The following is a 13,908-nucleotide window of genomic DNA, read 5'->3' as shown; positions in this document are numbered from 1 at the left end:
TTCACGGCAACCAAAACAAAACCCCGCCAAAATGACGGGGTTTGTCAGCAGTCTGAGCCCCGGCGGGGCCGGGGCTTTTTCGATCAGTGCGCTCGAAGAGAGGCGAACGTCACTGGCTCTTCTGGGTGCCGTTCTCGCCGAACGTCGCGAGATAGGCGATCACGTTGTCGATGTCTTCCGGCTTGCTGAGGCCCGGGAAGGACATTTTGGTGCCGGGCACCAGCTTCTGCGGACCGGCCAGCCACTGATGGAGTTCGTCCACCGTCCAGGCCGGATGCGAGGATGCGTAGTCTTTGAGAGCCGAGGAGAAGCTGTAGCCGTCGACGGCTGCGATCTTCTCGCCGACGATGCCGTTCAGCTCCGGCCCGATCTTGTTCTTGGCGCCTTCGCCGACTGCGTGGCAGGCCTGGCACTTGCGGAAGACCGACTTGCCCGCCTCCGGGTCGCCGGCCAGCGCGGTCTGCTCCGCCGCGCCGGTCTCCTGCGGAGCGGCGGCCGGGCTCTCGCCCTGCGGTTGCTCCGCAGCCGGCGGATTCGGCTGCTCCTGATCGCCCATCGTCGGGGTGGCCTCGGCATTGGGCCGCGCGGCTGCCGCCTGGGTATCGGTGGTCGCGGGCGTCTGGACCTGCGACTTGTCGGTGCCTTCGCCCGGCTGGGTCGTCGTGCCGGGCTGCGTCACCGTCGGCGCGGCTTCGCCGGAGGCCGTCTCGTCGGCGGACGCCTCACCCTCGGCCGGTGCCGGCGGCAGCGGCGCCGGATTGTCGCTGAGCGACCTCAGATAGGCGATGACGTTGGCGCGGGCTTCCGGGTCCTTCAGGCCGGCAAAACCCATCGCCGTGCCGGGAATATAGCCCTTGGGATTCTTGATGAAGTGGTAAAGGTGGTCATACGTCCAGTTCTTCGATCCGCCCTCGGAGAAATCCTTCATGGCAGCCGAATAGTTGAAGTCGGAGACCGAAGCGATCGGACGGTCGACGATGTCCCACAGATGCGGTCCGACCTTGTTGGGTCCGCCTTTCTCGCCGCTATGGCACGCTTGGCACTTCTTGAACTGCGAAGCGCCGGCATCGACGTCGGCCGTCTGCAGAAGCGCGGCGACCGGGGGATCTTCCTGAGTGGCGCTGGCCTCGGCGCCGCCTTCCTGCGAGCCTTCTTCGGCGGCGGCGATTTCGAAGCCCGGCTTTTCCGGGGCTTCCGAATGGAACAGCCCCTCTGCAAGCAGGCTGCCGCCGAACAGGACGAAGACCGTCCCGAGCACGGCACCGAAGATCTTGTTGGCCTCGAACGAATTCATGTGCGGGATCGACCCCCCTCTCGCGATACCGGCGCCGTCACGACGCCAACCCCCAGGCTAAAATCGCGCGGAACCTAGGTCTTTTGCTGTTTCAAGGCAACACCTGTAAGAGCCGTTCCAAAGTCTGTTGAGGCGATGTAACGCAGGCGCGTCGGCGTTTCGCCGTCGCCCCCGGTTCAGGTAGGACACATGGCCATCCTCGTGCTCATCCCCGCCCGTCTCGGCTCCACGCGCCTGCCGAGCAAGGCGCTTGCCGACATCGCCGGCAAGCCGATGGTGGTTCGTGTGGCCGAGAGGGCACAGTCTGCGCAGATCGGCCGCGTGGTGGTGGCGACCGACGCCGAGGCGATTCGCGATGCCGTGACCGAGGCCGGCTTCGAGGCGGTGATGACATCGAGCGAGCACCAATCGGGGTCCGACCGCATCTTCGAAGCGCTCACGCTCGTCGATCCGGACAAGTCCGCCGAGACCATTGTCAACGTGCAAGGGGACCTGCCGACGATCGAACCGGAAGCGATCCGGCAGGTTCTCGCGCCGTTCGAGGATCCGCGCTGCGACGTCGCGACCCTGGCGGTCGAGATCACCGAGGATGCCGAGCGCACCAACCCGAATGTCGTCAAGCTGGTCGGATCCCCGATCGGGCCGACGCGGATGCGGGCACTCTACTTCACGCGGGCGACCGCACCCTGGGGCGAGGGGCCGCACTACCACCATGTCGGGCTCTACGCCTATCGCCGCCCGAGTCTGGAGCGTTTCGTCTCGCTTTCCCCCTCGGTGCTCGAACGCCGAGAAAAGCTCGAACAGCTGCGCACTCTGGAAGACGGCATGCGGATCGACGCGGAGATCGTCGATGCGGTGCCGTTGGGGGTGGACGCGCCAGGAGATCTCGAACGCGCCCGACAGATGTACGGAGTTTGACGAATGCCGCATGACGACCGACCGATGATCGCCTTCCAGGGCGAGCCCGGTGCAAATTCCGACATGGCCTGCGCCTCGGAATTCGGCGATACCTATGAGCCGCTGCCGTGTCCGTCCTTCGACGATGCCTTCGCCGCACTGAAGGCCGGAAGCGTCGAGCATGACGGGCGCACGCGGCGCGTCGAGCGGGCGATGATCCCGATCGAGAACACGCTCGCCGGCAGGGTCGCCGACATCCATCTCCTGATGCCGGATTCCGGCCTGCAGATCGTCGGCGAATACTTCATGCCGATCCATTTTCAGCTGATGGCGCTGAAGGGCGTCTCGCGGAGCGAGATCCGCAGCGTCCACAGCCATATCCATGCGCTCGGGCAGTGCCGCAAATACATCCGGGCCAATGGCTGGAAGCCGGTCGTCGCGGGCGATACCGCCGGGGCGGCCCGAGAAGTTTCCGAGAGCGGCGACCGCAGCAAAGGGGCGCTGGCGCCGCTGCTCGCCGCGCAGCGCTACGGTCTCGATATCCTGGAAGAAGACGTCGAGGACGCGGCGAACAACGTCACCCGCTTCGTCATCCTCGCCAATCCGGACATGCAGCCGCTAAACGATCCCGACGAGCAGCGGCTGAGCCTGTGGACCCCGCGCGCCGCAAGCCTCAACGAGACCGGCCGCGCCTATATCAGCCGCAATGTGGTGACGACCTTCGTCTTCCGGGTGAAGAACATTCCCGCGGCGCTCTACAAGGCTCTCGGCGGCTTCGCCACCAACGCAATCAACATGACCAAGCTGGAGAGCTATCAGCTCGGCGGCAGCTTCTCCGCGACGCTGTTCTATGCCGATGTCGAGGGCCATCCGCACGATCCAGCGCTGGGCCGGGCGCTGGAGGAATTGCGCTTCTTCTCCGCCGAATATCGCAATCTTGGCGTCTATCCGGCGGCGGAGAACCGCCACCAGCTGCTGCTGCCGGGGGAATAGCCGGCCACGGTTCTCACAGGGAAAGGCGAGCCTCGTCGGCAGCGCGATTTCCGAATCGGGAAACAACAACAGATCAGGGCGTCGAGAGTCGACAGGCGCCGTACGGAGATTTGCCCGTCCCCTGTCGCCCACTCGGGGCCGAGGTGCCGCCACGGCAGGCTGCCGGAATGGAGTTCGCGCCGCGCGGCTTCATCCGCCGACCGCGATCACGGAACGAGGTCGCCCTCCGCGAACGCCTTGATGAGGTGATGGGCGATGGCAAAGCGGCTCGGCGCGGTGAGACCTTCCGCGTGCGTGCCGTCCAGCATCGTGCGGACCTCGTCCCGGTCGAACCAGCGGCAGGCTTCCAACTCCTCGCCGTCGAAGGAAATGTCGCGGTTCGTGGCCAGTCCGATGCAACCGATCATCAGGGAGCCGGGGAACGGCCAGGGCTGCGAAGCGAGATAGGTGACGGAGCCGACGTCGAGGCCCGACTCCTCCTTCGTCTCGCGGCGCACGGCGTCTTCCACCGTCTCTCCCGCCTCCACGAAGCCGGCGAGACACGACCAGAACTTTTCGGGGAATCGCGGCTGCCGCCCGAGGACGCACGCCCCGTTGCCGTCGTGGACGAGCATGATCGTGACCGGATCGGTGCGCGGAAAGACGACCTCGCCGCAGCGCGTGCAGCGCCGCCGGTACCCGGCGGCCTCGGAAACCGTAGGGCCGCCGCACTGGCCGCAGAAGCGGTTCTTGCGGTGCCAGTTCAACAGATGCGCGGCCTGTCCGAGCCGGCCTTCGACATCGGCGCCGAGAGCACCCTGCATGGCGACCGAGCGCAGCTCGATCAGCCTAAGCGGCGAATCGGGATCCGGCAGGCCACCGAACTCGGCGGCGAGGGCTGGCCTGCCATCCGGCTCGAAGCCCAGAAGCACGCTGTCGCCCAGGCTGGCGCCGAACGTCTCCGCCTGGCGTGGCGTGAAGCCGGGCATGGGCGTGCCGTCGACGATCGCGCACAACCATTTTCCTTCGGCGGTCAGGTAGACGATGGCCGCGTCGTGGGCGAGGGCGGATGCGAGGCTCTCCTCCGTCCGCTGCTCGCCGTCGCGCCAGAGGCGGTTGCCGGCAAAGCCGGTGCGCGCGCTAATTTCATCCTGTGAGAGTGACATTCGCCGAATTGTCCTTCAACCGGGCATCACGGCCTGGCGAATCTCCGCCGTCATCCGCTGAAGCTCTTCCGGCGCATAGGGTTCGGCCGCACCGAATCCCCAGACCGGCCCGGGCCAGTTCGGGTCGCCGCTGCGCCGCGCTATCACATGCAGGTGGAGCATGGGAACCATGTTGCCGAGCGACCCGACATTGATCTTGTCGGCGTTCACCAGCGACTTCAGAGCTTTCGCCACGAGCCCGGTCTCGAATGTCAGCATGGTCTGGTCGAGCGGCGTGAGATCGTGCAGCTCGATGATGCCCGCGCGCTTCGGCACCAGGATCAGCCATGGCCAGCGACTGTCGTTCATCAGCCGGAGATCGCAGAGACCCAACTGGCCGACCCCTACGGTGTCCTCAGCAAGGCGGCGGTCGAGTCGGAAGGCTCGCATCGTCTAGTCTCCAAAAGGGCAGTGGCCGGGTTGCATTTAGAACGGGGATCGACGATATGCAGTCTTGGGAGGTTGGTGGTGGACGAGCCACTCGCCAATCGGGTCAGGTCCGGAAGGAAGCAGCCCCAACGAGCACCGGCACGGGTCACCGTGCCAGCCTCCCACCCTCATCAGTTTTTCGTGTATGTTGGTCGCGGCCGGACGATGGGCCGGGCCGCCTCCGGTGGACCGCCGTCCGCTGCGGCGGTGCGAACCGTTCCGCCGGCTTGCGTCTTCGCGCCGAAGGCCGCAGAACCGTCACGATCTCCAACGCGATCCGGTGAGCCTCGATCATGTCAGACCGCCCGAACGGACAGCGCAGGGAGCCGGCAGCCGGCCGGCCGGCCGCGTGAGCCTCGACGATTCGGCCGGCGATGCGCCCGGCGCCGCCTACAGGGTCCTCGCACGCAAGTACCGGCCGCGCTCCTTCGACGATCTCATTGGCCAGGAGCCGATGGTTCGCACGCTCACCAACGCCTTCGAGAGCGGGCGGATCGCACAGGCCTGGATGCTGACCGGCGTGAGGGGCGTCGGCAAGACGACCACGGCCCGCATTCTCGCCCGTGCCCTGAACTACGAGACCGACGAGATCCACCAGCCGACGATCCACATGGGCGGCCCCGGCGTCCACTGCCAGGCGATCATGGAGGGCCGGCATGTCGACGTCGTCGAGATGGACGCGGCCTCCCATACCGGCATCGACGATATCCGCGAGATCATCGCGCAGGTCCGCTACCGGCCGGTCTCGGCGCGCTACAAGGTCTACATCATCGACGAAGTCCACATGCTGTCGAACCAGGCCTTCAACGGCCTGTTGAAGACGCTTGAGGAGCCACCGGAGCATGTGAAATTCGTCTTCGCGACGACCGAGATCCGCAAGGTGCCGATCACGGTCCTGTCGCGCTGTCAGCGGTTCGACCTTCGGCGGATCGATTCGGCCAAGCTGATGGCGCATCTGAAGGCGATCGCCGAGCGCGAGAAGGTGACGATCGAGGACGACGCGCTGCGCCTGATCGCGCGCGCGGCGGAAGGGTCGGCGCGCGATGCGCTGTCGCTGACCGACCAGGCGATCGCACACGGTGCCGGCGCCATCACGTCCGAGGCGGTGCGCGACATGCTCGGCCTGGCCGACCGGGTCCGCATCATTGACCTGTTCGAAATGGTGATGAAGGGCGACGGCAAGGGCGCCCTCGTCGAACTGCGCGACCAGTACGCCTCGGGCGCCGACCCGGCGATCGTTCTCGGCGAACTCGCTGACTTCACCCATCTCGTCACCACGCTGCGCTACGTTCCTGAAGCGGCCGAGGACGCATCGCTATCGCCGATGGAGGCTGAGCGCGGCCTTGCCTTTTCCAAGACTCTGTCGATCAGGACGCTCGGCCAGGTCTGGCAGATGCTTCTGAAGGCGCTGGAGGAGATCCGGGAAACCGCGACACCACGTCAGGCGGCGGAGATGGCGTTGATCCGGATCGCTCATGCCGCCGACCTGCCGTCGCCCGACGAATTGTTGCGGGTGATCCGCGCCGAGGGTGAGGGCGCTCTGCCGAGGCCATCCGGCCGCGGCGCGGCCGCCATGGCGGATGGCGCACCGTCCGGCGAGATGGGGGTGGTGGGCGCGGAACAGGGCGGGGTGGCGCAGAGATCCGCGGACGGCGGGGCCCGCAGGCCGCAAGCGATCGCCGGGACGAACGCGCGCGGCGAGGCGCGGCCCACAGCCGTCGCCCAGCCGCAGCCGGCGGTCGCCGAAGAGGTCGCGATCCGCTCGCTGGCGGACATTGCGAAGCTTGCCGAGGAGAAGCGCGATTCCCTGATGCGCGTCTCGATCCGCCGCTATGTCCGGCTGGTGAAGCTGGTGCCCGGCCGCATCGAAGTCGCCCTGACGGACGAAGCACCGCGCTCGCTGGTCGGCGATCTTGCCCGCCGGCTGCACGACTGGACTGGCCGGCGATGGGTCGTCTCGGTCGCCAATGGCGGCGGCGCACCGACACTCGACGAGGAGGATGCCGCCAAGCGCGACGCTCTCGTCTCCGATGCGGCGAACGATCCGGAGGTGGCGGCCGTGCTCGCCGCCTTTCCCGGAGCGAAGATCACCCATGTCCGACTGCGCGGCGAGGCGGAGAAGGCGCTGGCCGATGCCGAGCTTGCGGCCGGTGGCGGCGACGAGGATCTGATGCAGGACCCTTCCGAAATCCTCGACGAGGAGGACTGACGGCGGGTGCCCTCGCTCGGCCCACGGCCGGCAGCACCCTGGGAGGAACCCGCAGGGCGCACCATCTGTCGCATGACGACGAACGAGTTTGACGCGAATCGAGGAGATCGGCGCGATGAAAGACCTGATGAACATGATGAAGCAGGCCAAGGCGATGCAGGAGAAGATGGCCGGCCTGCAGGACGACATCGCCGAGATCGAGGTGTCCGGACAGTCCGGCGGCGGCCTCGTCAAGGTCACGCTGTCCGGCAAGGGCGAGATGCGCGGCATGAACGTCGATGCCTCGCTGATGAAGGAGGACGAGAAGGACATTCTCGAGGATCTGGTCGTCGCCGCCCACAACGACGCCCATGCCAGGCTGCAGCTCGCCATCCAGGAAAAGACGCAGGAGCTAACCGCCGGGCTGAATCTGCCGGCGGGGATGAAGTTCCCGTTCTGAGAAGGGCGCAGAGCGGCCGATCCGACGGTTCGGATCGATCGAGACGCTGAACTGCCGAGTGACAACCGCCGAGCCAAGGCACCCCCTCTGCCCTGCCGGGCATCTCCCCCACAAGGGGGGAGATCGGCAGCTTTGGCGGGTGGCACGTCTATCCCGACCGGTGTGCAGGTTTCGGCGCGCGACCGAGGCCGCGAACGTCAGGACGAGATGATCTCCCCCCCTTGTGGGGGAGATGCCGGCAGGCACAGGGGGGGCTCCCCCGACCCTTCTCATGATAATCGTCCTCCCGGCGGGACGCCTCCCTCGCAATTTCGATAGACACTGACATGGCCAAATCCATCGCCGGTCCGGAGATCGAGCGGCTGATCCAGTTGCTCGCCAAGTTGCCGGGCCTTGGTCCCCGTTCCGCACGGCGCGCCGCGCTTCATCTCGTGAAGCGGCGCGAGCAGCTCCTGGCGCCGCTCACGGCGGCGATGGGCGAGGCGCTGGAAAAGGTCGCGATCTGCTCGGTGTGCGGCAATATTGATTCGCGCGATCCCTGCACGATCTGCTGCGATCCGGCACGCGACCAGTCGACGGTCGTCGTGGTCGAGGACGTCTCCGACCTGTGGGCGCTGGAGCGTGCGAAGGCACTGAACGCCGCCTATCACGTCCTCGGCGGCGTCCTGTCACCGCTGGAAGGGATCGGCCCGGAAGATCTGACCATCCGCCAACTGATCGACCGCATCCATCGCGGGGGGGTCCGGGAACTCGTGCTCGCGGTCAATGCCACGGTCGAGGGGCAGACGACGGCGCACTACATCATGGACCAGCTCGACGGCCTCGACGTGAAGGTGACGCGGCTCGCCCACGGCGTTCCGGTCGGGGGCGAACTCGACTATCTCGACGAGGGCACGCTCGCAGCAGCGATGCGCTCGCGCACGGCGCTGTAACGCTGTAGAGGGATCAGGCGCTCGAAGGACCCGATGAGGACCAAGCCCGTGACGTCCGCCAGCCTCTCCGCCTATGCACTCGCACTCGCCATTGCCGCGGCCATTCCCGGCCCCGGTGTCATGGCCCTTGTCGGGAGGGCGCTCGGCTCCGGCTTCAGGCACGGCCTCTTGCTGATTTCAGGTGTGGTTCTCGGCGACATCGTCTATCTGACGGCCGCCTGTTTCGGCCTTGCGCTCATCGCCCATGCCTTCGGCGATCTGTTCGTCCTGATCCGCACCGGCGCGGCGATCTATCTCGCCTACCTTGCGATCAAGATGTGGACTGCCGACACCGACACCGGGAATGTCGAGGCGCTGTCGTCGAAGAGCCTCGGGTCGAGCTTTTCCGCGGGTCTCCTGGTCACGCTCTCCAATCCGAAGACGATCTTCTTCTATCTGGCCCTCCTGCCGTCGATCCTCGATCTCGGAGCGATCCGGATGCCGGACTTTCTGCTCCTCGCCCTGGTGACCGCGCCGGTTTTGTTCGTCGTCCTGACGCCATATGCAGCGCTGGCCGCCGGCGCGCGCGGCGCGATCCGCAATTCCGCCGTGATGAAGTCGCTGAACCGGACGGCGGCCGCGATCCTCGCTGGTACCGCCGTCTGGACTCTCATGCGCCGGGCCTGAGCCTCCTCTGCCTTGCCGGTGTCCGGCACGGCGTGGTCCGAGGCGGAAGATCAGGCAGCGCGCGCGAACTGCACCTGGTTCCGCCCGCCGGCCTTCGCCCGATAGAGCGCGGCGTCCGCCTTCTGGAAAGCCGACATGATGGTCTCGGAGGGGGAGGTGACCGTGTGGACGCCCACGCTGACCGTCACCCGCAGCGGCAGGCCGCGGACGTCGTGCCGGACGCTCGCGACGGCCCGCCGGACTTCGTCGGCGAACGCCTCCGCGTCGGTCGCGCTCGTCTCGGGCAGGACGATGGCGAATTCCTCGCCGCCGAAACGGGCGACGAGACGGCGCTCGCGGGCGACGTTCGAGAGCGTTTCGGCAATAGAGCGCAGCACGAGATCGCCCGCGGCATGGCCGAACGTGTCGTTGATCCGCTTGAAATGATCGGCATCGATCAGCATCAGCGCGCAGGGCATGTTCTTGGCGAGGGAGGCTCGGATCAGGTCGGGCGCCAGTCGGTCGAAAGCGCGGCGGTTGACCAGCCCGGTCAGCGCATCCACCGTCGCGTCCTCGGTGAGGGCCTGCTCGCGAGCCAGAAGGATCTGCTGGCGGTTCAGCACATGGCCGGTCATGACGACGCCGACGAGGTTGGCGGCAAACAGCAGGACGCCGCCGCTCTGAACGAGGGCGCCCACCGTCTCGAACGGCAGGACCAGGAGGCTCGACGTCGAGAGGGATGCGGCGACGCCGAACACCAGGAGGACCCCAAAACTCGTCTTTTCCCCACTGAACACGCGGGCGAGCACGTAGCCGAGAGTGGCGGAGATCGCGATGCCGAGAAGGCCGGCCTCCACGCCCGCGCCGCCGAGATAGAGCCGGTAGAGGCCGGTGGCCGCGGCCATCAGAAGCGCTGCGAAGAGACCGCCATGCGACGCCGCCAGGATCAGGAAGACGTGCCTGAGGTCGAACATCACGCCAGGCGCTGCCTGGACGGGTATGGCCATGGAAGCGACGGCACAGCACGTGAGGATGATGCCTGCGGCAAGCTTGCGATAGCGCTCCGACGGGCAGCGCCGCAGGAGGATTTCGTAGGGAAGGGAAGCGAGCGTGATGATGCCGAGGCTCAAAAGCACGCTCGTCGTGACGACGCTCGGATTCACTGATCTGTTCCGGACAAGAGTAGGCGGTGGCGGCGCGCAGCATGCATCGCAGGCCGTTGACAAGCCGGAAACGAATTCGGTCAGGATCGCCCGATCGACGACTATCGTCCGCCAGGGTTACCCGCAGGTCTAGAGAGTCAGCGTGCCAACTGATCGAGCGTGTTCGAGGAGAGCAGGCTCGTCCCAAGGATCCCGTTCGACGGCACGCGATTTCTCCGGACCCCGTAGCGATACGACGCGCCAGTGGTTAGCCTGAGGTCATGATCATTCGCTTGCTCGCACTCCTCGCCATTATGGCGACTTCCGCTCCGTGGCTGGGCTCATCCGCTCGCGCCGACGCCGTGACCAAAGGGTTCCACCGGTTTCTGGAGACCGACATCTGGCCTGCCGCCAAGGCGAGAGGGGTCTCGCGGCCGGTCTTCGATTCGGCGCTGGGTGGTCTTGCCCCGGATCTGTCCCTGCCCGACCTCGTCCTACCGGGCGAGAAGAGCGCGGTCGCGGAGGACAACTTCCAGGCCGAGTTCAAGAACGGCGCAGACTATCTGTCCGAGCGCGCCGTCGCGGCGAACGCAGCTACCGGGCGCAAGCTGATCGCACGCTACGGCCCGCTCCTCGATCGGATCAGCCGAACATATGGCGTACCCGCTCCGATTATCGTCGCGATCTGGGGACGCGAATCGGCCTTCGGAACGGCGAAGATCCCGCTCAACGCCTTCCGTGTGCTGGCCACAAAGGCGTATCTGTCGCGGCGCAAGGACATGTTCCGGGACGAGCTGCTCGCCGCGCTGCAAATCGTCGCCGACGGTCATCTGAAGGCGAAAGAACTGAAGTCCTCCTGGGCCGGCGCGCTCGGCCAGCCGCAGTTCATGCCGACGAAATTCCTCAAATATGCGGTCGATGCGGATGGCGACGGCCGCAGGGACATCTGGAACTCGGTTCCCGATACGCTCGCGTCGATCGCCAACTATCTGCGCCAGGCAGGCTGGCAGGCGGGGCGCGACTGGGGGTTCGAGGCGATCGTTCCCGCCGCCGTCTCCTGCGCGGGCGAGGGGCCCGATCGCGGCGCGACGGTCGCGGACTATGTTGCCAAGGGAGTCAGCCGGGTTGCCGGCCGTGATTTTCCGGCGTCCGAACTGAAGAAGCGCGCGCATCTCCTGATGCCGGCCGGCCGCTTCGGCCCGGCGTTCATTGCCACGGAGAATTTCTACACCATCAAGGAATACAACAATTCCGACCTCTACGCGCTGTTCGTCGGCCATGTGGCGGATCGGATCGCCGGCGCGGGGCCGCTGGTGACGGGATGGAAGAAGACCGACAGGATTACGCGCGGCGACGTCGCGCGTCTGCAGGGAAAGCTCGAGGCCAGAGGCTATGACGTCGGCGGGGTCGACGGGCTGGCCGGCTTCAAGACGCGCCGGGCGATCGGCGCCATGGAGAAGAAGCTGGGGCTGCCCGAGACCTGCTGGCCCAGTAGAGCGCTCGGCGACCGGCTGTAGTCGCGCGCCATTTTCTCGTGCGCCATTGGACGGAACAGTATCCCGACGAGCCACCCCACAGGCGCATCGCGATTTAGCACTTCCTTAACGAGCTTTTCCAAAAGCGTTGGACAAGTGTGTCTGCTCACTATGCCATCACGGGTTCGCACGCTATCCAGAAGCCGTGGATACCCGAGGAGAACCGCGAAGAGATTCGCAGGTTACGCGGCGGGAGTTGCCGGGGAGGCGACGCGGGCGATCCGGATACGAACAGATCCGGATCGCCCGTCCATCCCCGAAATCGGCGATAAGCCGGTAACGTCCTTCACAGCCCTGACATGCCGAAAATCGGGACGTCGTTGCGGAATTTTTAACCCGGTCCCGCCGATAGTGTCCGATCTGCAATAGTTTCGCCACATCGTCGCGAGATGGCTTATCAAGCGAAGCGAGGGGGCGATGTCACGGGGTCAGGCCCGCGTCGCGTGCATCGGGGAAATGCAGATTGAAACGCGCTGACTGGATCCTGCCGACGGCCATCACTGTCCTTGCCGGACTCGGCTATGCCGTCGCCGACAATGCCGATCTGGTCATGTCGCGGCTTCCGCTCAACACTGCCGACGACGTGCGAGATTTCGTGCCACCGGAAAATTCCGATCGCGTCGCGATGCCTTATCGCGGCGACGGCGACGATTTTGCCGACGTCAGGATCGCGACCGTAAAGCCCTTCGCGGATGCCAAAGTCTTGGCGGATGATGGCTTGGAAGACGCGGTCGAACGGGCCGCCAAGGCCGTCGACACCGCGACGTCCCTGACGACGCGGACTTCGGTCGGGCAAGGCGCCGCCGCTTTCCTGAAGACCGTCGCCGAGGCGGGCGACAAGGCGGCGAAGATCGCGGTCGGCGACACGTCCGAGGACAATCCAAAGCCTTTGGCGACGCGCATTTTCGATGCCGAGACGCCCGTCTGGGAATCGCAGTTCTTCGCAGACAACCCGCTGGTGGGCGGCGTGTTCCGCGCCGACGGAACGCAGACCGATTCCTCTTCGCTGCTTGGAGCGGCCACCGACGCGCGCTACCTCCTGCTTGGCGAAATACACGACAATCCAGACCACCACCGGATCCAGGCGGACATCGTCGGAGATCTTGCTGCGAAGGTGGGCGACATGTCGCTGGTCTTCGAAATGATCCCCCAGCACTTCTCCGACCGTCTCTCGGACTTCGGCAAGCCTGGGACCGATATGGATTCCCTGGGCGAGAAGCTCGCCTGGAACGAGCGCGGCTGGCCTGATTTCTCGACCTACAAACCGATTTTCGATGCGGCGCTCAGCGACGGCCTCCCGATCTTCGGCGGCGACCTCGACGGCGAGACCGTGGGAGCCGTCGCGCGCCGGGGCATCTCTGCGCTGCCGGCCGATGAGCAGCAGCGTCTCGGCCTGACGAATCCGCTGCCGGAGGCTCAGCGGCAGGATATGGCCGAGGAGATCCGGGCATCGCATTGCGGCCTTCTGCCGGATGCCGCCGTTTCGCCGATGGTCGATGCGCAGCGCGCCCGCGACGGGGCACTCGCCGAAGCCATGATCGGTGCGGCGGGAAAGACCGGGCGGGCCGTGCTGATCGCCGGGGCCGGCCATGTCCGCAACGACCGTGGTGTGCCGAGCATCCTCCATGACCGTCAGCCGGGTTCGAAGTCCGTCTCCGTCCAGATGGTGGAAGTCGCCGACGGAGAGGGCTCTCCGGACGACTACGGTCTCAGCACGTCGACGCCCGCGCCCTACGATTTCACGATCTTCACCCCGCGCGCCGATCTGACCGACGACTGCGCCGCGTTGCGCGCGAAAACACTGCCCCGGCCGGAATAACCGGCGACGAGAGGGCGACGCCTTTTCGCGCGCCGAACGGCGAGCCGGGGCTTCCGGCAGGGCGGCTTGGCGATCGTGTGCGAGCTGCCAACGCTTCCGCTCTTGGCTCTGCGGCCTGAGACACCGCGCTCGATCGCGCCTTCTCGAGATAATCCCTCGAACGCCGAGTCCCGACGTTTCGCGGGAAGGACGTCCCGGCCGTGCCGGCACCCAGAATGGTTTTCGGCTGAAGGCCGGATGACGACGCATTGAGCGGCCACCATTTTTGGGACACGCAGGCGGAACCGTTCGGGCCGAAAGAGGCGCAGCCGTAAGGGGGGCGCGGCGCTCGGGCTGATAATGCGCCGCCCTTTTTTGTGCGCAAGGCCCGCCGCGGAAGATGATCTCTCG

At 66.3% G+C, this 13,908-nt stretch carries 12 protein-coding genes and 1 other RNA gene; 9 read left to right on the top strand and 4 right to left on the bottom strand.

Annotated features, from left to right (window positions below):
- Positions 1-109: 109 nt before the first annotated feature.
- The gene (locus LH400_RS26300) at positions 110-1,294 is read right to left on the bottom strand and encodes a c-type cytochrome (RefSeq protein WP_370638345.1); all 1,185 of its coding nucleotides are present in this window, start codon (positions 1,292-1,294) and stop codon (positions 110-112) included.
- A 189-nt stretch (positions 1,295-1,483) separates the two neighbouring features.
- Between LH400_RS26300 and LH400_RS06980 the strand changes: the two genes are divergently transcribed.
- Together LH400_RS06980 and LH400_RS06975 are read left to right on the top strand one after the other, a co-directional pair.
- Positions 1,484-2,212: a 3-deoxy-manno-octulosonate cytidylyltransferase gene (locus LH400_RS06980; RefSeq protein WP_229151946.1), complete on the top strand. Its 729-nt coding sequence runs from the start codon at positions 1,484-1,486 to the stop codon at positions 2,210-2,212.
- 3 nt (positions 2,213-2,215) lie between these two features.
- Positions 2,216-3,184 (top strand): prephenate dehydratase, encoded by a 969-nt coding sequence (locus LH400_RS06975; RefSeq protein WP_229151945.1) that lies wholly within the window; start codon positions 2,216-2,218, stop codon positions 3,182-3,184.
- Between the two features lie 206 nt (positions 3,185-3,390).
- Here LH400_RS06975 and nudC read toward each other — a convergent pair whose 3' ends face one another.
- Positions 3,391-4,329, bottom strand: a complete 939-nt coding sequence (gene nudC / locus LH400_RS06970; RefSeq protein ID WP_229151944.1) for an NAD(+) diphosphatase — start codon at positions 4,327-4,329, stop codon at positions 3,391-3,393.
- Positions 4,330-4,344: 15 nt separating this feature from the next.
- Positions 4,345-4,758 carry an HIT domain-containing protein gene (locus tag LH400_RS06965; protein WP_229151943.1) on the bottom strand — a complete coding sequence of 138 codons (414 nt, stop codon included), beginning with the start codon at positions 4,756-4,758 and terminating at the stop codon, positions 4,345-4,347.
- A gap of 67 nt (positions 4,759-4,825) precedes the next feature.
- On the opposite strand from LH400_RS06965, the gene ffs reads away from it, so the two are divergent.
- From ffs to LH400_RS06940, 5 genes are all read left to right on the top strand, one after another.
- An RNA gene (gene ffs, locus LH400_RS06960) (signal recognition particle sRNA small type) lies at positions 4,826-4,923 on the top strand.
- Between the two features lie 223 nt (positions 4,924-5,146).
- Positions 5,147-7,006, top strand: a complete 1,860-nt coding sequence (locus LH400_RS06955; protein ID WP_229151942.1) for a DNA polymerase III subunit gamma/tau — start codon at positions 5,147-5,149, stop codon at positions 7,004-7,006.
- A 115-nt stretch (positions 7,007-7,121) separates the two neighbouring features.
- Positions 7,122-7,445, top strand: a complete 324-nt coding sequence (locus tag LH400_RS06950) for a YbaB/EbfC family nucleoid-associated protein (RefSeq protein WP_229151941.1) — start codon at positions 7,122-7,124, stop codon at positions 7,443-7,445.
- Between the two features lie 326 nt (positions 7,446-7,771).
- On the top strand, positions 7,772-8,377 hold the full coding sequence (recR, locus tag LH400_RS06945) for a recombination mediator RecR (protein ID WP_229151940.1): 606 nt from the start codon (positions 7,772-7,774) through the stop codon (positions 8,375-8,377).
- 33 nt (positions 8,378-8,410) lie between these two features.
- Positions 8,411-9,043 carry a LysE family translocator gene (locus tag LH400_RS06940; RefSeq protein WP_229151939.1) on the top strand — a complete coding sequence of 211 codons (633 nt, stop codon included), beginning with the start codon at positions 8,411-8,413 and terminating at the stop codon, positions 9,041-9,043.
- Between the two features lie 50 nt (positions 9,044-9,093).
- Here LH400_RS06940 and LH400_RS06935 read toward each other — a convergent pair whose 3' ends face one another.
- Entirely contained in the window at positions 9,094-10,185 is a 1,092-nt protein-coding gene (locus LH400_RS06935) for a GGDEF domain-containing protein (RefSeq protein WP_229151938.1), read from the bottom strand.
- A 260-nt stretch (positions 10,186-10,445) separates the two neighbouring features.
- Here LH400_RS06935 and LH400_RS06930 point away from each other — a divergent pair, with 260 nt between their 5' ends.
- Both LH400_RS06930 and LH400_RS06925 read left to right on the top strand, forming a co-directional pair.
- Entirely contained in the window at positions 10,446-11,681 is a 1,236-nt protein-coding gene (locus tag LH400_RS06930) for a lytic murein transglycosylase (protein WP_229151937.1), read from the top strand.
- 481 nt (positions 11,682-12,162) lie between these two features.
- Complete coding sequence (locus LH400_RS06925) at positions 12,163-13,518, top strand: ChaN family lipoprotein (protein WP_229151936.1); 1,356 nt, start codon at positions 12,163-12,165, stop codon at positions 13,516-13,518.
- Positions 13,519-13,908: the final 390 nt, after the last annotated feature.

It is taken from the genome of Jiella soli (assembly GCF_020615385.1).
Lineage (GTDB): Bacteria > Pseudomonadota > Alphaproteobacteria > Rhizobiales > Rhizobiaceae > VKMB-3413.
The sequence above is the reverse complement of the archived record's forward strand: the minus strand, read 5'-3'. Positions and strand labels throughout refer to the sequence as shown.